This window comes from Pseudoalteromonas rubra (assembly GCF_001482385.1).
GTDB lineage: Bacteria > Pseudomonadota > Gammaproteobacteria > Enterobacterales > Alteromonadaceae > Pseudoalteromonas > Pseudoalteromonas ardens.
This window is the reverse complement of record NZ_CP013611.1, coordinates 2,586,524-2,608,718: the sequence shown is the minus strand read 5'-3', so window position 1 is coordinate 2,608,718 and position 22,195 is coordinate 2,586,524. Positions and strand designations below refer to the sequence as shown.

The following is a 22,195-nucleotide window of genomic DNA, read 5'->3' as shown; positions in this document are numbered from 1 at the left end:
TTTTCTCAAATTGATTGCATTTTAGACGACTTGAAGGATGATGTTCGCCTAAAGAGGTGATATACTCCGGCCGAATAATTTTTCTACTTTAAATAGAGCAAAACAATGGCAGATTTATCAAAGTACAGAAACATTGGTATTTTCGCGCACGTTGATGCGGGTAAAACTACCACCACTGAGCGTATACTAAAGCTTACTGGTAAAATTCATAAAACCGGTGAAGTACACGACGGTGAGTCTACAACTGACTTCATGGAGCAGGAAGCTGAGCGTGGTATTACAATCCAGTCAGCTGCGGTAACTTGTGAGTGGAAAGGCCACCGCTTAAACGTTATCGACACTCCTGGACACGTTGACTTCACAGTTGAAGTATATCGTTCACTGAAAGTACTTGACGGTGGTATCGGTGTATTCTGTGGATCTGGCGGTGTTGAGCCTCAGTCAGAAACTAACTGGCGTTACGCGAACGAATCAGAAGTTGCACGTTGTATCTTCGTAAACAAGCTTGACCGTATGGGTGCTGATTTCTACCGCGTAGTAGATCAGGTTCAGAACGTACTTGCTGCTAACCCACTTGTTATGACGCTGCCTATCGGTATCGAAGACGAGTTCTGTGGTGTTGTAGACGTACTTGAGAAGAAAGCGTACGTTTGGGATGAGACTGGTCTTCCTGAAAACTACGAGATCCAAGACGTACCAGCAGACATGGTTGACAAAGTTGAAGAATACCATGAAATGCTGATCGAAACTGCGGTTGAGCAAGACGACGACCTGATGGAAGCGTACATGGAAGGTGAAATGCCTTCTCTTGAACAGATCAAAGCATGTATCCGTAAAGGTACACGTGATCTTGCGTTCTTCCCAACTTACTGTGGTTCTGCATTCAAAAACAAAGGTATGCAACTAGTACTAGATGCTGTTGTAGATTACCTACCAGCACCAACAGAAGTTGATCCTCAGCCGCTTACAGACAAAGACACTGGTGAGCCTACTGGTGAAGTTGCAACTGTTGATGCTGAGCAGCCGCTTAAAGCGCTTGCGTTTAAGATCATGGATGACCGCTTCGGTGCCCTGACCTTTATCCGTATCTACTCTGGTCGCATGAAAAAAGGTGACACAGTACTTAACTCTGCAACTGGTAAAACAGAGCGTATCGGCCGTATGGTTGAGATGCAAGCAGACGAGCGTAACGAACTGACTGAAGCACAAGCGGGTGACATCATCGCGGTTGTTGGTATGAAGAACGTTCAGACTGGTCACACTCTATGTGATCCTAAGCACGAATGTACTCTTGAAGCGATGATCTTCCCTGAGCCGGTAATCTCTATCGCGGTAGCACCTAAAGATAAAGGTGGTAACGAGAAGATGGGTATCGCGATCGGTAAGATGGTTGCAGAAGATCCTTCATTCCAGGTTGAAACTGACGAAGATTCAGGCGAAACCATCCTTAAAGGTATGGGTGAACTTCACCTTGACATCAAAGTTGACATCCTTAAGCGTACTTACGGTGTTGAACTTGTTGTTGGTCAGCCTCAGGTTGCTTACCGTGAAACTATCACGCAAGAAGTTGAAGATAGCTACACGCACAAGAAACAGTCTGGTGGTTCTGGTCAGTTCGGTAAGATCGACTACCGCATCAAGCCTGGTGAGCCTAACTCTGGCTACACTTTCTCATCTTCAGTTGTTGGTGGTAACGTTCCTAAGGAATTCTGGCCAGCAGTTGAGAAAGGCTTCAAGATGATGATGGACGAAGGTGTTCTAGCTGGCTTCCCAGTACTAGACGTTGAAGTTGAGCTGTTCGACGGTGGTTTCCACGCAGTTGACTCATCAGCTATCGCTTTCGAAATCGCAGCTAAAGGCGCATTCCGTCAGTCAATCCCTAAAGCGGGTCCTCAACTTCTTGAGCCTGTGATGAAGGTTGACGTGTTCACACCAGAAGACAACGTAGGTGACGTAATCGGTGACCTTAACCGTCGTCGTGGTATGATCAAAGACCAAGAAGCTGGCGCAACTGGCGTACGTATCAAGGGTGAAGTACCGCTATCTGAAATGTTCGGATACATCGGTCACCTGCGTACTATCACGTCTGGTCGTGGTCAGTTCTCAATGGAATTCTCTCACTATGCACCTTGCCCGGCAAACGTTGCTGACGCAGTAATCGCAGCTGAGAAAGAGAAAAAAGCAGCTAAGTAATTAGTTGACTGATTTCTGAAAAAGGCCGCATTCGCGGCCTTTTTTAATGCCCTTGTTATTTCAGTTATGTTTTACCTCTTAAAAATAAGCAAGCTCTTTTCCGGAGGAGGGGGTATAAATTAATTCATGCCAGCATTTCTCTCCAGTTAGTGTTCTTAACTATTGCTAAAAATCATATAAACGGACTTGATTTAGGGACTTTGCAACTTTATCATTAGGGTCCAGAGTCAGTCGATTCTGTTTGTGATTGAGTAAAGTGGGGAGGTACTCATGAGAACTATAGATTTGGATATCAGCTGGTTTGCCATTTTAGCCACAGTGTGTGGTATTTCGCTGTGCTATGTGATGATGAATTGGGTGGCGCTTCACGGCGTAGCATCGTCACTGGTGGTTGTATCATTGTCGGGTGTCGCTTTAATTGTGCTGATGACACTGACCGACAAGCGCTTTGTACATATCGACAAAGCAGGAATTTGTTATCGCACATGGGTGAAAACACGATATGTGCACGCAGACGAAATAGCGTCACTGGAGCTACAAAAGCTGGGTCCATTGCAATGCTTAAAGGTTGTCCTTCATAACAACCGAAGAGTATCTTTTCCTTATTGGTTCATAGATGATGCAGAATTGCAAAAAGCAGCTCAGGTATTGTCTGTGCCCATAGTGGGTAAAGGCAATCAAGTAAGCACTTGATTGCCTATTGATTCACCAAGTGAATTGATTAAAAACTGAGAGCAAACAAAAATGCGCCGTAAGGCGCATTTTTTTATCTTCTTTTTAGCCTGTGTGGCCTAAGCAAGGTTGCATGCTCAGGCCATCACCTCAGCACCTTACTTGGTACGGCGACGTAGCAAGGCCATTGGTGCAGCAAACAGGGCTAGCCAGCCCAGGCTGCCTGAGTCATCATCATCGTCATTGTCATCACCTTGTTTGACATCGATAACGTTAACGACAACCTGTACTTGCTCTGACAGGTTACCTGCACTGTCTTGTGCCTGTACCATGAACTCGATGCGGTTATCGAATTCATAATCCAGCTCGCCGGCAACCACAATTTGGCCAACCTCATTGACTGAAATGGCGCTTGTACCAGTCACAATAAAACGTTCAACCGGCGTCTCGTCTGCATCGGCATCGGAGAATTTAAGCATGCCAATCGCAGTGTTGATCGGGGTGTTTTCTGCGACATCAAAGCTTTGACCTGCTTCAATCACAGGACGTGGATCAACTGGCGGCTCCGCCGCTTCTGTTTTAATCTCCACAATCACAGGATCGTGGTCAGAGGCACGGTAGGCGTGGTCGGCATACAGTCCTTCTGGTTTGGCGTACTTCCTGTCGTAATCCTGATAGAGATTGTAGTCCAGTAATCGTGGTTCATCGGCGTTGATGTGCCAGTCTGTGGCATCGGTGACTTTAGCCAACAGTGACGCAGAAGCCACTGCGTGATCCAGGCTACCCATACGACCTGAGAAGTTATAAGAGTAGCTAACTGTATTGCCATCCAGGTGCGTCATAACATTGCTCAGGCCTTTGGCTTCAAGCGCGCGCATTGGATCTTCCATTGCATAGGCATTCATATCACCGACCAGAATAACGTCTGCATCGTCGTTACCGGTTGGGTTGGTTGCTAGCCAGTCGGCGAACGCATTGGCACCTTGAGTACGAACGGCATTCCAACAGGCTTGGCCATCGCCCAGATCTGCATTGTCGTCTTTAGAGCTGCGGCAGCCTTTTGATTTAAGGTGAGTGACGGCAACAGTGAACTCTTCGTGATTGTCTAGCTTGCGGAAGCTTTGCGCAATTGGAGGGCGGTTATAGTAATCAAATGGCGCTTCAGTAGTAAAGGCTGCCTCACCCGCTTCTTCAACTGTATCAGTGCGATACATGATACCTGTTACGATAACATCGCCACCCACTTTTGGTGCTTTGAAGTCCACGTATGCATAGGTATTAGCCGACTCGGCGTTTACAGCTGCGACGAGTGATGCAATAGCACTGTGCTCACCATAGCCGTCATTCTCAATTTCCATCAGGCCGATTACGTCTGCATCCAGAGCTGTAATTGCAGATACCAGTTTGTCTTCCTGGCGCGCGAACTCTTCAGCTGTTTTTGCGCCGCGCTCTGTTGGGAAACCTGCACCCTGACCATCACCATTGAAGTAGTTCAGTACGTTAAAGCTGGCAATACGCAGGTCACCTTCGCCTTTTAACTCAGGCTGTTCTGTACGTTCATTACTGTTGATGAATGCCGGGGCCTGAGTTGGGTGCAGTCGATACTTACTAAAGCTATAGGTAATCACACCTTCCAGGTTGCTTACCGTGTCACCTAACCGAACGGTATTGTAGGCATCAAGTGTCGTACTTGGGTATGGCACTGTTGCCGGGTATTGGACGGTTGAACCATCATCCATTTGCAGGTATTTTTTCGCGTTCTCTGCTTCGTATGTATTAGCAGCTTCACCGGGTAGCGCGACCTGTGTGCCTTGATACAGGCGCTCAGTTGCTAGGCCGACTTCGCCGTAACGGCCTAAGTTATATGTGTCAGTGACGACCATGTTGTTAGACAGGCGAACGAGCATGCCCTCTACGGCTTCCAGGTCGCTGACTTCAGAGACAGGTAGTGTCAGCATCTGCGCCTGAACTTCTGCGCTGCCACAGATTGCCAGTTGAGTGACATTACCCAGCTGAGTGGCATTGTAAAATTCTTGAACGGTGCCCTGAATACGTACCTGATCACCAACGTTAACGTCGACGTCTTTGTAGTATACAAACAGACCTTCTGAGGTCATGCTGTCGTCGTCCATGTCATTGGCCAGTGACTGAACAAAGAAACCTTTAAGTTGGTTGTCTTCCTGAAGGTCAGCAGTTACAACGGCTTCAATGGTCACAACCTGATCTTTTAGCGGGCTTTCGTCTGCATTACCCTGAATAGCATTAATCGCGGTGGCGGCATCTCCACACACTAATGGTGCTGGTGTGTCATCACCACCGTCATCGCCATCACCGCCGTCATCGCCACCGCCTGTGTCAGTGCCGTGACTTCCCAGGCCTGAAAAATCATCTTTATCGAATTGGGTCCATTCAGCGCTCGGATCAAAGGTCGCGTCAAATGTTGTACGACCGGTTGTAATGTCGATGTTGCGGCGCAGTGTTTTGTCTTTAGTGACAACTCCATTGCCTTCCCAGTTGCTGCCTGGATCAACACCGACCTGGCCAAAGCTGTCCAACACTGTATCACCGTTACGTAATACAATAGCGTCGTCGCCATTGTACCAGCTGCCACCTGTTGTTAGCTGTGCAGCACTTAGTACTGCATCAACGGCGCTACTGTTTGCAATGACATAAGTACCACCTGCAGCGATTTCACCGCTGAGCTCAATGGTATTTGATGGATCTGTGTTGCCATTTGAATAATAGCTGAGCGTATATCCATCCAGTGATATTGCGTTTTCTGAAGTATTGAAAAGCTCTACTGCTTTATTGTTCGAGCTACCTTCAATGTACTCTGACATGATGACCTGAGCCTGCACAGGGGCAGTTGCTGCGGCCACAAGGAGTGCCAGTGGAGTGAATTTTGTTTTTATCATGGTTTTTCCCGTGTGTAGTTTAAACCCAAATGGGTACATAAGCTTACGGGGGGTATGTTACACAAAAATGACACAATGTTAATCGTAAAAATGCAAAAAAGGAGCAATTTATTGCTCCTTTTTTAATAATTACCTATTATTTATTTATCATTCAACCAGATAGCGGCTTGCTTTGCAAAGTAGGTCAAAATGCCATCGGCGCCGGCACGTTTAAAAGCGAGTAATGACTCCATAATGGTGGGTTTTTCTGCCAGCCAGCCGTTGTCTATCGCTGCTTTGTGCATGGCATATTCGCCACTCACCTGATAGGCAAAGGTGGGCACACCGAATTCGTCTTTCACTCTGCGTACCACATCGAGGTATGGCATACCTGGTTTAACCATCACCATATCCGCGCCTTCCTGAAGGTCTAATGCGACTTCACGTAACGCTTCATCTGAGTTAGCCGGATCCATCTGATAGGTCTTCTTATCAGCCCCTTTAAGGTTGCCTGCTGAGCCGACTGCGTCACGGAATGGTCCGTAATAGCTGGATGCATACTTGGCAGAATAGGCCATGATGCGGGTATGAATGTGCCCGGCTTCCTCAAGGGCATCACGAATAGCACCAATACGGCCATCCATCATATCTGAGGGGGCGACAATATCAGCGCCAGCTTCAGCATGAGACAGCGCCTGTTTGACCAGTACCTCAGTGGTGATATCGTTTATCACGTAACCTGCTTCGTCTATGATGCCGTCCTGACCATGTGTAGTGAATGGGTCCAATGCCACATCGGTGATCACACCCAGCTCCGGACACTCGCTCTTAAGCGCGCGTACAGTACGTTGTGCCAGCCCTTCCGGGTTGTAAGCTTCTTGCGCATGTAAGGATTTTTTGTCTCCTGGGGTAACCGGAAAAATGGCAATAGCAGGTACACCCAGTGCCACCAGTTCTTTGGCTTCTTCTACTAGAAGGTCGATTGACAGGCGTTCAATACCGGGCATAGAAGGGATTGCTTCTTTGCGGTTTTTGCCTTCCAGAACAAACACCGGATAGATCAGATCGTTTACCGTGAGCGTGTTCTCACACATCATACGGCGGGAAAAGTCGTCTTTGCGCATACGGCGCATACGCGTATAGGGAAAAAGATCCAGTCCTGATTGAGCCACGTTAAGTCTCCTGCTTAGGTTGGTAAATACAGATCCGATTGCGGCCTTGTTGTTTGGCCATGTACAGGCCTTTATCAGCCAAATCGGTAAATAGTGTGGGGTTGTTGGTGTTCTGTGCGATGGCACTGTAAACCCCTGCACTGGTGGTAAATTTAATATGGTGACCGGCAACTTTCAGCTCATTGGCTTCAGTCGCCAGGCGGATCTGCTCGGCCAGCTCCAGCGCGCCCTCCTGCGAGGTGTTAGGCAGCAGGATCACAAATTCTTCGCCGCCATAGCGAAATACTTCATCATGGGGTCGTTTCAGGTGTTTCTCTATCAGCCGTGCGAAGGCACAAATGGTGTGATCTCCGGCGAGATGACCGTAGTTATCATTTACTTTTTTGAAGAAATCAATATCCAAAATGACCAGACTCAGTGTCGTTTGTTCCCGGCGTGAGCGGCGAACTTCCATCATCAGACGCTTATCAAAGTAACGACGGTTCTTCACTTTGGTCATGGGGTCTTCCATGTTGAGCTTTTCCAGCTCATAGTTTTTCTCTTCCAGCTCCCTGAGCGTCACCTGAAGTTCAAAGGTGCGTTCATCAATGCTGTTTTCCAGCTCTTCTTGTGCCTGTTCCTGCAGCTTGAGTTTTTCTTTGAGCAAAGCGTCTTCCGCCTGAGTACGAGCAAGCTTGTGCTGCTGTGTTTTGATGTGTTTTTCCCGTTCAAGTATGAACTGTCTGGTCAGTACAAAGCTAATATAGAGGCTCAGGATCAAGTAGCAGATATAAGTCACCGGGCGGTCGAGCTGAGCGCCACCAAATAGGCCCAACTCAAAGCCAAACTGGTAGCTTAGGGTGATCAACAAAATGAGGTAGAGCAGTAGGGCGGTGATTTTGGTCGTGCGCCGATAACGGCTGCGCAGGGTGCAGACGATGTACCCTAAAACCAGGGTGAGTGCCATGCCATAGGCTGCAAAGGTAGCTTGTGTCAGTGGCAGGAGCTGGCTCAGTAAGGTTAAGATCAGGCCCAGTACCAGCAGATGTGTGAGCTTGCGGTCATGTTTTATTGGCAGCAGGTTAGGCAGGGCTTTGCTGCGCTGAATGGGGATCAGGGCCAGAGTGGAGAACATTACCAGCAGGCTTTGGCCATATTGCTGCAACCAAACACTTGAACCATACAGGTAACGGTAACCAAACCCGTATAAGTGCACTATGAGTAACCAGAAGAGGCCGATAATAAGTGTGCCATGTAAAAAATAACGCCGACGAGTAAAACTATACAGGGTAAAGTTAATCGCGATCATGGCCAGTATAAACCCGGCCAGAATCCCATAGACCAGATTAAACTTGCTCTTGTACTTGAGGTATTCTATCGGATGCCAGAGGCTCAGTGGGATATTCAGCGTACCATGATGGCTCAGTTGTAAATAGACCTGATTGTGGCTCTGTGCCGACAGTTCGAGTGGAATGAGCTGAGCTTCATGCTTAATGGGGCGCTGCATCAGTGGCAGCGCGTCACCCAATGCCAGAGTCAGAAAAGAGGCATCGTCGTGGCGGATGTAGGCGGTGATTTTATCCAGTAAGTTGTTATCTATGCTCAAAAGTAGCGGCACCTCAATGGGTCCCGGGTTGTGTAAAGACACGCGGATCCAGGCTTGGGTATTTGCGGGCGGCTTTAGCGGCTGGCGCTGGCCTGATTGCCAGTGTGGATCACTGGCCAGTAATGTCTGAATGGTGTCGGCCTGGCTGAAAGTATACTGATAGGGCAGTGCCTGGTGTTGCTTAAATTCAGCAGACACTTCTAGTGCCTGAACAGCACCGGATAACCACAGCAGAAGGAGCAGCCAGCGCCACAACATCACGCATTGTTCCCTGATATCTGGAACAAGGTGTTGAAATTTTCCGTGGTTTGCCGGGCCAGTTGTGCCAGGGGGATGTCTTTGAGCGTAGCTACATGATGTGCAATCTCTGGCAGGTAAGCCGGCTCATTACGACGGGATTTAGGTTTTGGTTTGAGTGTTCTGGGAAGTAAGAAGGGCGCATCTGTTTCCAGCAGGATCCGATCATCCGGAATATAACGCACTAGCTCCCGTAAGGTTTCACCCCGGCGCTCATCGCACAGCCAGCCAGTCAGGCCTATCATCAGGCCATAATCCAGGTAATGGCGTAAAGCGTGCTTATCACCAGTAAAGCAATGTAGTACACCGCGCAGGGAAAATTCGTCCAGCATGCCACTGAGCGTATCAAATGCCTCGCGTTCATGCAGATACACCGGGATGTCGAGTGTCTGAGCCAGCTCTAGTTGCACACCGCAGATCAGCTGCTGCACCGGGCGCGGTGAGTAGTCACGATTGAAGTCGAGTCCGCACTCGCCAATCGCAACCACGTGATCTTGTGCAGCCAGGTGGCGCAATTGGGCGATGAAATCGTCCGGCACATCTTTGGCGTCATGAGGGTGCACACCAGCAGTTGCATACAGATTGTATTCTTGTGCCAGCGCGAGACTTTGTTCACTGGTGAGTAGGTCACATCCAATCAACAACATAGATGCCACGCCCTGGTCGGCCGCACGGGTCAGGATGGCTGCGCGATCGGTATCAAATTGCGTACTGGTCAGGTTGACGCCAGCGTCAATAAAGGTCGCCATTTAATTTACCCTTCTCACTTTTACCGAGCGGTTAGAGCCTTCTTTTTGCATGATGAAAGAATTGAAAGAGCCACGACGAATGGTCACTGTGTCCCCTTCTTTCGCGAAGAAGGCTTGTGTGCCAATCTGTTGCCAGCGTTGCTGGTTATCGAGCGTAAACCGGCGTAATCCATTGGCGGATTTGCTCAGTTCTAATACGGTTGCGCTGATGACCTGCTCGCTGTCCTGTTTGTGTTCCAGGCCAAACGACTTGGTATCCGCTGCGGGTGGCTGAGAACGAACCGGATGTGACTTACTGGCAAAGTCTGCGGCCAGTCGATCGTAACAAGCTAAGCGCTTGTCGTCGGATTGCAGCTGGCTACACTTTTGTAATTTATGCGGCAGTTTGCCTTTAGCCTGAGCTGGCTGTATGCCAAGTACACTGGTAAATACCACTGCACCACTCAGCAACAAGGTGATGTTATTCATGGCTTTCTTCCTCAGCGATGGGCTTCTTGCTGTACAGTCTGGCTAACAGCAATCCTAATTCAAACAGGAGCGCCATAGGTACGGCGAGTAGCGTTTGCGATAACACATCTGGAGGCGTTAAAAACATTGCGACGACAAATACACCGACTATGATATAGGGTCGTTTTTGTGCCAGGCTTTGCGTGGTTGTGACGCCACTCCAGCACAACAGCATAATGGCCACGGGTATTTCAAATGCGACGCCGAACGCAAAGAACAGCTTTAAAATGAAGCCAAGATAGCTGCTGATATCCGGAGAGAGTGTCATCATGTCGGGACCCACGGCGGTAAAGAAGCCGAGAATAATGGGCATCACGACAAAATAACAAAATGCAATACCGGCGTAAAACAGCAGGATACTGGACAGCAGAATGGGCATCAGCATACGTTTTTCATGCTGGTACAGGCCTGGTGCCAGAAACCCCCAGATTTGATGCAGTATCATAGGTACTGCCAAAAACAGCGACACAAACAGGGTTAGTTTAAAGGGCGCAAAGAAAGGGGCCGTGACATCTGTGGCTATCATAGTGCTGTTTGCGGGTAGGCTCTCAACCAGTGGGGCTGCCACAAACGCATATATATCGTTGGCAAAATAAACCAAAGAAATAAAGATGATCAGGATGCTCAGTAAAGCCTTAATTAGACGGTTTCTAAGCTCAATAAGGTGGCCAATAAAGCCACTGTTTGTCATATCTGACATGCAAAAACTCGTAAACGGTTAGTTTTGAGAGGACGGATCTTTGTCGTTTTTCGACGGATCTGGAGACTTGCTGTAGCTGTGGCGCACTGATTCTGCCGCTCGCTGCAACTCCTCAACCGATTGTTTGAGGCCTGGGGAAATATTGTCCAGGCCCTGCTCTTCGGCTTTTTTCAGGTTGCTATGCAACTCGTGTACTCTCAGCTCTTCGCTTACTTCCGCCTTGACGGAATTGGCAACAGATTTGACCGTGTTGATCCAGCGGCTGACCGTTCTGATCGCAACAGGCAGGCGTTCTGGCCCGAGTACAACCAGGCCAACAATCAGCACCACGACGAGTTCCCACATCCCCATGTCAGATCACACCTTGTCTTTTTCTTTTTCTTTTTCGCTGGTCGTTTTAGCCTGTGCAGCCTGATCGGTCAGCTGTTCTTTGCTATCCGCTTTTTCGGACTTTTTTTCTTCTTCGTCTTCAGACACTGCATTTTTAAAGCCTTTTACCGCATTGCCTAAGTCACTACCAATGCCACGTAGTTTTTTCGTCCCAAATAAAAGCACGATAATGGCCAGAATGATAAGCAACTGCCAAATACTGATACCACCAAAACCCATGTCTACTCCATTTAATGTGTTATTGAATTAAGAAAGATTATACGCCGAGTGTGTAAAATATCACCCTGTTTTACGCCATGCTTTAATAAATATTGCAATTGCCAGTGTGGCACAGAGACCACTTGCGAGCTGACGCTCGTCAATAAAGCACAAACCAGCCACAATGGTGAGCGCTGCCGCGGCAATGCCGAGTAACAATGCACGGGTGTCTGTGTGTCTTTGTTGCACAATGGGTGCACTTTGGCGCTGGCTACGCTTTAGGTTCTGATAGATAAGATCGGGCAACTCAGGCATTTTTTCAGCCCAAAAAGGCAAATTGGTGTAGAGCTTTTTGGCCACTGCCAGCGGGCCCACCTGATCCTGCACCCACTTTTCTAAAAAGGGTTTAGCTGTTTTCCATAAATCCAGTTGTGGATAGAGCTGGCGGCCCAGACCCTCAACGTACAAGAGGGTTTTCTGCAGCAGTACGAGTTGGGGCTGCACTTCCATATTAAAGCGCCGAGCGGTGTTGAACAAATTAACCAGTACATGTCCGAACGAAATTTCGGCCAGAGGCTTGTTAAAGATCGGCTCGCACACCGTGCGAATGGCAAACTCGAATTCTTCCACACAGGTGTCGGGCGGTACCCATCCTGAGTCGACGTGCAACTGTGCAACCTGACGATAATCGCGGTTGAAGAAGGCAATGAAGTTCTCGGCCAGATAGCGTTTATCTTCACGATTTAAGGTGCCCACAATGCCGCAATCAATGCCGATATATTTCGGGTTATGCGGATCTTCGCGTGACACAAAGATGTTACCCGGGTGCATGTCGGCATGGAAAAAGCTGTCACGGAAAACCTGGGTAAAAAACACTTCGACACCGCGCTCAGCCAGCACCTTCATATTGGTGCCCTGGGCCAGCAGTGCTTCGGTATCCGATACGGGGATACCGTAAATGCGTTCCATCACCAGTACATTGCGTCTTGAATAATCGCTGTACACTTCTGGAATGTAAAGCGAAGCCGAGCCTTCAAAGTTACGTCTGAGCTGAATGGCATTGGCGGCTTCACGCATCAGGTCGAGCTCATCGAGCAGAGTTTTGCGGTATTCCCTGACTACTTCGACCGGACGCAGACGGCGACCGGCACTGATAAGGCTGGCCAGCAGGTGAGCAAAACGCTCCATCAAAGACAGGTCTGCGAGGATTTGTTTTTCAATATTCGGGCGGATCACTTTGACCACCACTTCTCTTAACTCTTCCTCAATCACCAGTTTGGCGCAATGCACCTGCGCGATGGAAGCCGAGGCCAGTGGGGTTTGTTCAAATTCGACAAAACCATCGTGGATACTGTCGAGGCCCAGGGCACTTTCGATCAGTGCCTGTGCCTGATCGCCAGGAAAGGGGGCAACTTTGTCCTGCAGCAGGGCGAGTTCTTCAGCAATGTCCGGTGGCAGCAAGTCACGGCGTGTGGACAGCATCTGGCCAAACTTAACCCATACCGGCCCCAAAGTTTGTAGTGCCAGCCTGAGACGCGCACCGACGGGTTTGTCGCTGTGTCGATTGGGTAGCCAGAATAAACTACGTCTAATCGCCCGGGCATACCAGGGTTGCTTGTGCCTCGGAAGCAGGTCGTCCAGGCCATAATTAAGAAAAGTTTTACCGATTTGATACAGACGAGCGATGGACAAACCCAGCTCCTTATAATTCGCTTAACGCGTTGATACGTTGTTCCAGTGCCGCCAGGTGTTGAGCTAGCTGTCGCGTATGGGATTTAAATTGGCGGACTTCCAGTGGGTGAACGGCGACTTTCAGTTCGTCCTGACACAACTGTGTAAAGGTCCGTTGTAGGGTTTTGAGGTGACTACCGCCGCGTTGTGTGGCTGTCTTGCAGCGTTGGACCAACAGTTGCGCCGGGGCATCGCCAAGGTGACGCGAAAGGTGCTCTGCCCAGTCGATCCTGAGGCCGGAAAACGCTTTACTGTAACTTTGTGCCAATTGTAAGTCGCCTTCGAGATCCAGCTTTTCCTCACGGATGAGGCGCGTCAGCTGGCTGGGGTCCGAAATTTCACCCAAAGTCGATAAGGTGGTTGTAATGTGGCAGTCGGCCTTGTCCTGGTAGTGACCATAGACAAAACAGTGCGGTTTACCTTGCTGTTCACCCACATAGTGCAGGGCACAGCACAGGCCGAGATCCGTTAAGGTGATCGCCAGCGTTTTGTGCTGTGTGGGGGCCAGCCGTATTGCCACAGCAGGTTCTTTATCCAGCAGCTGATCCAATGCGCTTTCGGCAACTGCGGTGAGCAGCGTGATCCACATACAGGTTCCTTGCTTCTTCGAAATTAAAATTTAAAGCCTCGATGAAGCGCCACAATACCGCCCGTCAGGTTCTGGTAGCTCGCTTGTTCAAAGCCTGCTTCTTCCATCATTGTCTTCAGTGTTTCCTGGTCCGGGTGCATACGGATAGACTCTGCCAGGTAGCGATAGGATTCGCTGTCATTGGCAACCAATTTCCCCATAGTTGGCAGAATATTGAATGAGTAGAAATCGTATAGCTTCGACAATGCTTCGTTGTCTGTTTTTGAGAACTCCAGCACCAACAGACGGCCGCCCGGCTTCAACACTCGGTACATGGAACGCAGTGCCTTGTCTTTGTCCGTGACGTTGCGCAGTCCGAAAGCGATGGTGATCACATCCAGGCTATTGTCCGGGAAGGGCAGTGCTTCGGCATTCATTTGCACATATTCGATATTCCCGACCCGGCCCAAGTCGCGCAGTTTATCGCGACCAACGCGTAGCATTGAGTCGTTGATGTCGCCCAGGATCACCTGACCTGTTTCACCGACCAATTCACTGAATTTGGCAGTCAGATCACCGGTACCCCCGGCCAGATCCAGAACTTTGTGGCCTTGTCGGACACCAGAGCACGCAATAGTCTGCCGTTTCCATAGGCGATGGATCCCGAATGACATCAGGTCATTCATCACATCATATTTTGCAGCCACGGAGTGGAAAACGTCGGCCACCATAGAGGCCTTTTCCTGTGTTGCTACTGTTTGATAGCCAAAGTGTGTGGTGTCGCGGTTTGCTTCTTTCATGTGTGTTATTTGTGCCGGATCTGGGTGTCAATAGTGTACTTGATAGCACTCAGTGAGCGCAATCGGTGTCAGCAATTTAAGCAGATTAATCAACAGGCCGCAGCACTGATGCGGTATGTCGGCTGAGTTGAGGGAAGGTTAAGTGGCGGCAGACACATAGTAGTGCTGGCCGAGCGACTGAGCTTTTTTGGCAGCATAGGCGGCACGCTGGGCGAGGGTGTTGAAATCGTGCTCAGGTTGATGCTGTGCAATGCCAATGGCCAAATCAATATCGGGAAACGAGACGTCGCCTTTGGCACTGACAAATTTCAGGCGACTCACGCCACGACGAATTTTTTGCGCGATAACCTGGGCCGTATCGGCGTCGCAGTCTGCCAGCACAATGGTAAACTCTTGTCTGCCTGTGCGTCCTGGCAGGCCGCTGTGAAGCACGTATTTTTTGATCCTTTTGGCGACCCGCTGTAATACGGTTTCGCCGATCAGCTCGCCAAACCCCTGGCTGAAATCATCGAGATTTTCGATTAACACAGAAATGGCAAACACGGACTTATCCTGGGTCAGCCATAGCTGGGTTTTATGGCCCAAGTAGTGGCGTTTATACAAGCCCGTTTGAGGGTCTAAAATGCGCTGTTTGCGCAGTGTAAGTAGTTGTTGTTGCTGTTTTTCGTGTAGCTCTCGGGCTTTACGCAGGGCGTTTTTAAACTGCTGATGCTGTTTGAGCAGTTGCTCTGTGTGGGCACTAAAGTCATCTAATGCTGCCCGCGTTTTGACGACATTATGTTCATCAAGGTTGTGGATACAGTGGCTGATCTGTTTGGCAAAACCAATCAGGCTTTGCTGAGATTGCTGCGCTGAGTCACTGAGGTGATCGATCATGCCGCCAACTTGCTGGATGAGCGTTGCTTCGGTCTGATGCTCTTTTTGCAGATGCTCGTAGTAGAGCTGCTCAATGTAAATACTGTCGATGTTGGTGCGGTTTCGGATATCACGATCCAGCTGCTCATTGAGCTCGCGATGGGTCTGGCTGATATAGACATAGCCAATGTGATAATTTAAGGGCGTAGGCGGTAGCTGATTCTGCTCCAGAAACTGACAAACTTTGGTCATTTTTTCTTGTGCTATTGCCATGGGATCATGGAACATCATTTTACTTACCACAATAATCAGTTGCTGTTAAATACCTGGCAGAAATACTCGAAACGGTCCCTATGAGATACCTAGCTTCGCTGCGGCTACATTAATCGCTCAGTTGAGTTTTGAAAAGCAAAAATCCGCGGAATGAGAAAAATTTATTGCTTTTTATGGGGGTTGTTGAATTAGTAATCACTTTTTCCGTGCCTTCTTGAAGGGGCTTTGCAGAGACGTTGATGGCTCAGAGCAGCCACTGGTCGTTTTAAGTTGCAAGCCCATCTCGAGCGTGTTTATGTGTTGCGCAAATTTCACAATATTGTTAAAGGAACTCCCTCGTGAGCACTTCACTTAAAACGACTTTATCCCGCTCTTTGTGCGCAGTGACGCTGGCCCTGGGTCTGGCAGGATGCGAACTGACTCAAGTCAGTGCTGATCAGCAATTCACCACTGTGGTACAGCAGGTGATGACCTTTCGCGGCGACAATGAGACGCGCATGCAAGCCCATTTACCGGACCTAAGTGCAGAAAATCTGGCCGCGAAAAATGCAGAGCGCGTAGCGTTCTTACAACGTTTAGACGCGCTGGATAAAGCAAAATTGAGTGAAGAGAATCGTATTAACTTGACTATTTTGCGTGCCCAGATCCAGGATCAGGTCGACCGCTACCGCTTCAAAGCCCATTATATGCCGCTTAAGTCGGAAAGCGGTTTTCATAGCAGTCTTCCCTGGCTATTCAGTGGTGTGGACCTGAGCACGCCTGCGGGTTATGACCTGTATCTGCAAAAACTCGCTCAGGTACCGCGTTATTTTGCGCAAAATATGGCCTGGATGCGTGAAGGCTTGGCCATTGGGCTAACCCAGCCAAAGGCAGTGCTGGCAGGCTATGAAGAGTCTATCACGGCATTTATTGTCGATGATGTGACGCAGTCGCAGTTTTTCAAGCCTTTTGCAAAGAATCAGCATAATTTGCCTGCGTCTGAGTTTGCAGCTATCCAGACACGAGCAAAAGCGGTACTGGCAGAGCAGGTGATCCCGGCGTATCGTGACTATCTGACGTTTTTCGTCGAGCAGTATCGCCCCGGTGCCCGTAATGACATTGGTATTTCCAGCACCCCGAATGGAGTTGAATTTTACCGCAACCGTACGGCGCACTTCACCACCACCGAAATGACTCCGAAAGAGATCCATGAGCTGGGCCTGAAAGAGGTTGCCAGGATCAAGAGCGAGATGATGGAGGTCATTAAGCAAACTGAATTTGAAGGTAGCTTTGCTGAGTTTGTACAATTTTTGAGAACTGATCCGCAATTTTATGCCAGTAGTGCAGAAGAGTTATTGAAAGAAGCCGCTTATATTGCGAAAAAAATGGACGCACAGCTGCCTAAGCTGTTCCATACACTGCCGCGCCGCCCTTATGGGGTTGCGCCGGTACCGGATGCCATTGCTCCTAAATACACCACTGGGCGGTATGCGGGCGCAAACAAGGACACAGAAGCGGGTTACTACTGGGTCAATACCTATGCCTTAGACAAGCGCCCTTTATATGTGCTTGAGGCCCTGACCCTGCACGAAGCCGTGCCGGGACACCATCTGCAAATCTCGTTGAACCGGGAATTGGATTACTTACCTGATTATCGTCGCGATTCTTATATTTCTGCGTTTGGTGAGGGCTGGGGTTTGTATGCTGAATATCTGGGTCTGGAAGCTGGCTTTTATCAGGATCCGTACAGTAATTTTGGTCGCCTGACCTACGAAATGTGGCGGGCAGCCCGACTGGTTGTGGATACCGGAATGCATATGTTTGGCTGGAGCCGGGAGCGTGCGATGCACTTTATGCGTGATAATACGGCTTTATCGCTGCACAATGTGAAGACAGAAACGGACCGCTACATATCCTGGCCAGGTCAGGCACTGTCATACAAGGTGGGTGAGCTGACCATTAAACGTTTGCGTGCGAAAACCGAGGCGGCGTTAGGGGATGCTTTTGATATTCGTGAATTCCACCATCAGATCCTGCGTCATGGTTCTGTACCGTTAAATGTTCTGGAAACACAGATCGACAACTATATTGCGTCTGTGCAAAACACCAGCCAGGCACTGTAACAAACGAATGGATCAACTCTGCGCTTGGCCTGAGTTGATCCTCGTTCGAAGGTTTTACTGTAAGACGCTGATGATCAACTGATAGCAAGCGTCTTTGTTGTGACAGCTGCGGGCGTTCAAGATCAGTTGTTCACCGACCTCCAGTGCCAGGCGCTGCGCACGTAGGCGTGCCTGTTCATCTTCAATCTCATCCAAATCGCTGACATGGGCAAGCCCGATGGTGCGGCGGATCATCTCACTGCCACAATACCCAATGGCGTCTTGTAATACGTCACGCAAAAACAATGCGACGTAGCCTGGTGCCTGCAACGTGCTGTCTGTGCCATGTTGTTCGCACAGCGTTTGCCATTGATAGTCAAATTCACTCAGGCAGATATCTATGGTGCGCAGTAAGTAGGTATGCATATCACGACGTTTTGATGCTTCACTAATACGGCCATGCTGAGCACAGAAGTTGAGTAGCAAATTGCCAATAAAAGAGCCCAGATCGAAACCAATGGGACCAAAAAAGGCGAATTCCGGATCGATAAATTTGGTGGTTGTGTCATCGACAAACAGGCTACCACTGTGTGCATCACCATGCAGTAACGCTTGTGGTGAAGACAAAAAGCGCTGCTTGAGCTGGGCAATGGCCAGTTTTAACCCTGTATTATGGCGCAGCTTATCGACCTCTTTGCGCAGCGCATCCGGATAGTGGTTACGCTCGGTATCCTGATAGGGGTCGTCAAAGAACAACTCTTCAGTGATGGCACACAGTTCCGGGTTGGTAAAAGACTGGATCAGGGCTTTTTTGTTTGCAGGCGTGAGATAGAAATCGCTGTGATAAAAGCTGGTTGTGGCCAGGTAGTGAGCCACATCCCGACCCAGGTTAGCAAAAGTACGCCCGGCGCTGAGTTCACTGCGTAAGATATTCAGATGGCCCAGGTCTTCGAGTATCGTCACTGCCTGCTCACTGTTGTGATGCAGTACCCTCACGGTATGAGTCGGACAAACCTCGCCATGGCGACGTAAGGCGCTGGCTTCGATGCGGGCCCGATCAAGTGTCAATGGCCAGCTTTCTCCTACACAGCGCGCGTAGGGTAACGCCTGCTTAAGGATCACGCTGTGGTTGTGTTGATCTGTGACCCGAAAAACCAGGTTCAGGTTGCCATCGCCAAACTCATAGCAGTTCAGCTGTGCGTCTGGTGGGAACATTCCCCCCAGGTTATTGATGTATTCAATGGCCTTGTCATTGTCAAACGCCTGATAAGCACTCATTCGGATCATCCAGATAGCATAAAATTAGATCAGCATTCTATACCTGCAAACGTTTAGAAGTCTATACATCTTTAGATCTTGATGTAGAATAGAACAGTCTGTTTTTTCAATCGGACACTGCCCAGATGACACCAAGGGGTCATATCGGTATGGTCGGTGCCAGATTTCACGCTGCCTATTCATTGCTGTGAATGGGTATTCGCCAGGAGCAAATCGGAGTAAACAACAGTGAAAGAGTTAGTTGCGCGGAGTTTGAAGTATCAGGCCGGGACGGTTCAGGTGCTGGATCAGTATTTACTGCCACATGAGGAAACATGGCACCATTGCACCAGTGTGGCGCAAATGACGTCGCTGATCCTGACGCTGAAAGTACGTGGTGCCCCTTTGATTGGCTTAGCAGCAAGCTTGCTGGTCGCTTATCTGGCAGAGCAAGGCCACAGTAAAGCTCAGCTGAATGCGGCAATTGACGAGCTGGAAGCCACCCGTCCGACGGCGGTGAATCTGATGCACTGTATGGCGAGGCTGCGTACAGCCTTGCAGCAGCAAGATTACGCGCAGGCTGTGGTGGCAGAAGCAGAGCGCCTGTTTGAAGAAGACTGCGCACTGTGCGACAGAATGGCGACATTGGGGGCACAGCTGGTTGAACCCTCAGATAACATTCTGACACATTGTAATACCGGCGCGCTGGCTACTGCCGGAGTGGGCACTGCATTGGGCGTGATCCACCATGCAGCCCGGCAGCATGCGGACATCCATATCTGGGTTGATGAGACCCGGCCACTATTGCAGGGGGGTAGGCTGACTGCGTATGAGCTGGCACAGTGGCAGATCCCTTACACTTTGATTTGCGATAATATGGCGGCCAGCCTGATGGCGGCAGGCAAGGTTGATAAGATTTTTGTCGGCGCTGATCGCATTGCTGCGAACGGCGATTTTGCGAATAAAGTGGGCACCTACAATCTGGCCGTGCTAGCCCACTATCATCAGATCCCTTTCTATGTGGTTGCACCGGTTACAACCCTGGACATTGGCTGTGCTTCGGGCGCAGACATTCCGATTGAGCAGCGTGCTGAAAGCGAGGTGACCGGGGTGAGTGGCAGCTTTGGTCACTGTCAGTGGGCACCCGCACAGGCACAAGTCTATAACCCGGCTTTTGATGTCACACCGGCTGAGCTGATCACGGCCTGGGTACTGGATACGGGCGTGTATTATCAGCAGGACGTGGCAGCGGGCGTTTTAGGCACGGTATGACGACACCGTGCCGGGCGAGCGCTTTAATCCAGTAACGGAAAGCGTCCGGCGATGGGGCTGTCAGTACTTTGTGCCACCCAGCCCTGCTCATTGTTGAACAGCCGGATTGCGGTAAACTGGGGATCGCTGCCCATATCAAACCAGTGAGGTGTCATCGCGGGTACTGAGATCAAATCGCCCTGCTGGCACAAAACCTGATAAACCCGTTCGCCGATATGCAGGCAAAATAGCCCCTGACCCTGAACAAAAAAGCGCACTTCATCTTCACTATGGGTGTGCTCAAACAAAAACTTCTGACGCATAACGGGCGCGTCGGGATGACCTTTTGGCAAAGAGATCACGTCCACGGTTTGATAGCCATCCTGTGCTTTCAGGCGAGCAATGTCCTGCTCATATGCATCAAGAATATCATCGTGTGATGTCGTCTGGTTAATCTCATATGCAGCCTGCCATTGCTCGAAGCGGACACCTACCTGAGCAAGCTGAGCGGCTATCTGGTCGTGTGTTTCACTATGGAATTCAATGGTATCCGGGTGCTGATCATGGTATATGGTCAATTGGCTCATCGTGACTCCTGTGCATCATATTGGCTGAAATCTTCAATAAAGGGATGTGCCTGCGTCCGAGGCTGTCCGTCACGCCACAATTGCAGGGTCTGCATGCCCGCTGTTTTTGCTGCATCCAGTTCGGCCACCACATCGCTCAGAAAGAGCACCTCATGCGCTGCAAAGGATAACTGACTGGCGATGGCCTGATAGGCTTCGGGCTGCTGTTTGGCACCCACCTGGGTATCAAAATAACCACTGAACAGGGGGCGCATATCACCATAGTCCGAATGCGCAAACAGCAGTTGCTGGGCTTGTACTGAACCAGACGAATAGACGTAGAGTGCGGTGCCCGCAGCATGTTCGGCAGACAAAAACTGGTGCGCATCTGGGTAAATATGGCCGGTAAAATCGCCATTTTGATAGCCGTGTTGCCAGATCATGCCCTGTAACTGTTTCAGAGGCGTGATTTTTTTATCTTCAGCGATCCAGCTGAGTAATGCCTGGATAACCTGTTCCTGTGAGGCTTGTGGTGCGTTCAGTTCGGTACGCACTGCATCCAGCTGTGCAGCCACTTCCGGGGTGTGTGCATGTTGACGCACGAAATCGGGTAGCTTGTCTGCGGCATAGGGGAACAGGATCTCTTTGACGAACGAAATACGGGTAATGGTGCCTTCGATGTCGGTCAGAATTGCTTTGATCATGTGTTTTTTTCCAGTTGTCGGCGCGTCAATTCGCAGTTAAACAAAAACTCCAGCGCCTCGATATGACGACGCGTTTCACTGATGTCTGCCCCCATTGCGTAAAGCCCATGGCCGCGGATCAGCACCCCGTGCCGAACAGGCGTATGGGCATGGTATTCAGCCACCCGATGTGCCAGGGCTGGAATATCCTGATCGTTGTCGAAGACTGGAATGGCCAGGGTTTCCAGGTGACTGGTGAAACCATGCAGGGCTTTTTGCATTTCGTACCCCTGAATGTTCAGGCTGTGCTCTGCTGTTAGCCGAGACAGCACCGTTGCCGCAACGGAGTGCGTGTGCAAGATGCAGTGTGCGCGCGCGCTGAGTGCATACAGGGCAAGGTGCAGCTCGGTTTCGGCTGAAGGTTTACCGGTTCCGCCGGTATGTGTGCCTTCGATATCGAACTCAAGAAAATGCTCGGGTTGCAACGCCCCTTTGTCATGACCACTGGCCGTGACAACAAAGCCTTGCTCTGTTCTAATGGAAAAGTTGCCCCCGGTTGCCGGTACCCAGCCTTGCTCACTGAGCCAACGTCCGGCGTCTATCAGGGCATGTTTTGCTTGTGCTGATTGCATACGCTCACCTCTCACGAATAACATCGTGGATAATTTTAGACGGCTATACTTCTATTTGCAGCAATGATAGCATCGCTCGGGCCGTTACACCACACACAAACGAGGACTTGGCAGTGGAAAGTAAATTACCTCATGTAGGCA

Annotated in this window: 20 protein-coding genes; 4 read left to right on the top strand and 16 right to left on the bottom strand. The window is 49.8% G+C overall.

What is annotated here, in order from left to right; all coding sequences use genetic code 11:
* The first annotated feature begins 105 nt into the window (after positions 1–105).
* Together fusA and AT705_RS11485 are read left to right on the top strand one after the other, a co-directional pair.
* Positions 106–2,193 (top strand): elongation factor G, encoded by a 2,088-nt coding sequence (gene fusA, locus AT705_RS11490; RefSeq protein WP_049863889.1) that lies wholly within the window; start codon positions 106–108, stop codon positions 2,191–2,193.
* A 270-nt stretch (positions 2,194–2,463) separates the two neighbouring features.
* Complete coding sequence (locus AT705_RS11485; RefSeq protein ID WP_058796683.1) at positions 2,464–2,886, top strand: hypothetical protein; 423 nt, start codon at positions 2,464–2,466, stop codon at positions 2,884–2,886.
* A 137-nt stretch (positions 2,887–3,023) separates the two neighbouring features.
* Here the strand turns inward: AT705_RS11485 and AT705_RS11480 are convergent, their stop codons facing one another.
* From AT705_RS11480 to AT705_RS11425, 12 genes are all read right to left on the bottom strand, one after another.
* Positions 3,024–5,780: an ExeM/NucH family extracellular endonuclease gene (locus AT705_RS11480; RefSeq protein WP_058796682.1), complete on the bottom strand. Its 2,757-nt coding sequence runs from the start codon at positions 5,778–5,780 to the stop codon at positions 3,024–3,026.
* 140 nt (positions 5,781–5,920) lie between these two features.
* A complete protein-coding gene (gene hemB / locus AT705_RS11475; protein ID WP_058796681.1) occupies positions 5,921–6,931 on the bottom strand; it encodes a porphobilinogen synthase in 1,011 nt (336 codons plus the stop codon).
* A gap of 1 nt (position 6,932) precedes the next feature.
* Positions 6,933–8,774, bottom strand: coding sequence for a sensor domain-containing diguanylate cyclase (locus tag AT705_RS11470; RefSeq protein ID WP_058796680.1), 1,842 nt, complete (start codon positions 8,772–8,774; stop codon positions 6,933–6,935).
* Positions 8,774–9,562, bottom strand: a complete 789-nt coding sequence (locus AT705_RS11465) for a TatD family hydrolase (RefSeq protein ID WP_058796679.1) — start codon at positions 9,560–9,562, stop codon at positions 8,774–8,776. The genes AT705_RS11470 and AT705_RS11465 overlap by 1 nt, the downstream gene beginning before the upstream one ends.
* A complete protein-coding gene (locus AT705_RS11460) occupies positions 9,563–10,030 on the bottom strand; it encodes a hypothetical protein (protein WP_058796678.1) in 468 nt (155 codons plus the stop codon).
* Complete coding sequence (gene tatC, locus AT705_RS11455) at positions 10,023–10,769, bottom strand: twin-arginine translocase subunit TatC (protein ID WP_058796677.1); 747 nt, start codon at positions 10,767–10,769, stop codon at positions 10,023–10,025. The genes AT705_RS11460 and tatC overlap by 8 nt, the downstream gene beginning before the upstream one ends.
* A gap of 18 nt (positions 10,770–10,787) precedes the next feature.
* Positions 10,788–11,120, bottom strand: coding sequence for a Sec-independent protein translocase protein TatB (gene tatB / locus AT705_RS11450; protein WP_049865663.1), 333 nt, complete (start codon positions 11,118–11,120; stop codon positions 10,788–10,790).
* 6 nt (positions 11,121–11,126) lie between these two features.
* The gene (gene tatA / locus AT705_RS11445; protein ID WP_058796676.1) at positions 11,127–11,378 is read right to left on the bottom strand and encodes a Sec-independent protein translocase subunit TatA; all 252 of its coding nucleotides are present in this window, start codon (positions 11,376–11,378) and stop codon (positions 11,127–11,129) included.
* A 60-nt stretch (positions 11,379–11,438) separates the two neighbouring features.
* Positions 11,439–13,049, bottom strand: a complete 1,611-nt coding sequence (gene ubiB / locus AT705_RS11440; RefSeq protein WP_058796675.1) for a ubiquinone biosynthesis regulatory protein kinase UbiB — start codon at positions 13,047–13,049, stop codon at positions 11,439–11,441.
* A 10-nt stretch (positions 13,050–13,059) separates the two neighbouring features.
* Positions 13,060–13,677: a ubiquinone biosynthesis accessory factor UbiJ gene (locus AT705_RS11435; protein ID WP_058796674.1), complete on the bottom strand. Its 618-nt coding sequence runs from the start codon at positions 13,675–13,677 to the stop codon at positions 13,060–13,062.
* A 23-nt stretch (positions 13,678–13,700) separates the two neighbouring features.
* Positions 13,701–14,456, bottom strand: a complete 756-nt coding sequence (gene ubiE / locus AT705_RS11430; protein WP_049865660.1) for a bifunctional demethylmenaquinone methyltransferase/2-methoxy-6-polyprenyl-1,4-benzoquinol methylase UbiE — start codon at positions 14,454–14,456, stop codon at positions 13,701–13,703.
* A gap of 138 nt (positions 14,457–14,594) precedes the next feature.
* On the bottom strand, positions 14,595–15,602 hold the full coding sequence (locus AT705_RS11425) for a GGDEF domain-containing protein (RefSeq protein WP_058796673.1): 1,008 nt from the start codon (positions 15,600–15,602) through the stop codon (positions 14,595–14,597).
* 320 nt (positions 15,603–15,922) lie between these two features.
* Between AT705_RS11425 and AT705_RS11420 the strand changes: the two genes are divergently transcribed.
* Positions 15,923–17,686, top strand: coding sequence for a DUF885 domain-containing protein (locus AT705_RS11420; RefSeq protein WP_058796672.1), 1,764 nt, complete (start codon positions 15,923–15,925; stop codon positions 17,684–17,686).
* Between the two features lie 54 nt (positions 17,687–17,740).
* Here AT705_RS11420 and mtnK read toward each other — a convergent pair whose 3' ends face one another.
* Entirely contained in the window at positions 17,741–18,943 is a 1,203-nt protein-coding gene (gene mtnK, locus AT705_RS11415; protein WP_058796671.1) for an S-methyl-5-thioribose kinase, read from the bottom strand.
* 228 nt (positions 18,944–19,171) lie between these two features.
* On the opposite strand from mtnK, the gene mtnA reads away from it, so the two are divergent.
* Entirely contained in the window at positions 19,172–20,194 is a 1,023-nt protein-coding gene (mtnA, locus tag AT705_RS11410; protein ID WP_058796670.1) for an S-methyl-5-thioribose-1-phosphate isomerase, read from the top strand.
* 23 nt (positions 20,195–20,217) lie between these two features.
* On the opposite strand, the gene AT705_RS11405 is transcribed toward mtnA, so the two are convergent.
* From AT705_RS11405 to AT705_RS11395, 3 genes are read right to left on the bottom strand one after another with little or no spacing between them, the layout of a single operon-like run.
* On the bottom strand, positions 20,218–20,760 hold the full coding sequence (locus AT705_RS11405; protein ID WP_058796669.1) for a 1,2-dihydroxy-3-keto-5-methylthiopentene dioxygenase: 543 nt from the start codon (positions 20,758–20,760) through the stop codon (positions 20,218–20,220).
* A complete protein-coding gene (gene mtnC / locus AT705_RS11400) occupies positions 20,757–21,443 on the bottom strand; it encodes an acireductone synthase (RefSeq protein WP_058796668.1) in 687 nt (228 codons plus the stop codon). Before mtnC ends, AT705_RS11405 begins: the two co-directional genes overlap by 4 nt.
* The gene (locus AT705_RS11395) at positions 21,440–22,054 is read right to left on the bottom strand and encodes a methylthioribulose 1-phosphate dehydratase (protein WP_058796667.1); all 615 of its coding nucleotides are present in this window, start codon (positions 22,052–22,054) and stop codon (positions 21,440–21,442) included. The genes mtnC and AT705_RS11395 overlap by 4 nt, the downstream gene beginning before the upstream one ends.
* Between the last annotated feature and the right edge of the window lie 141 nt (positions 22,055–22,195).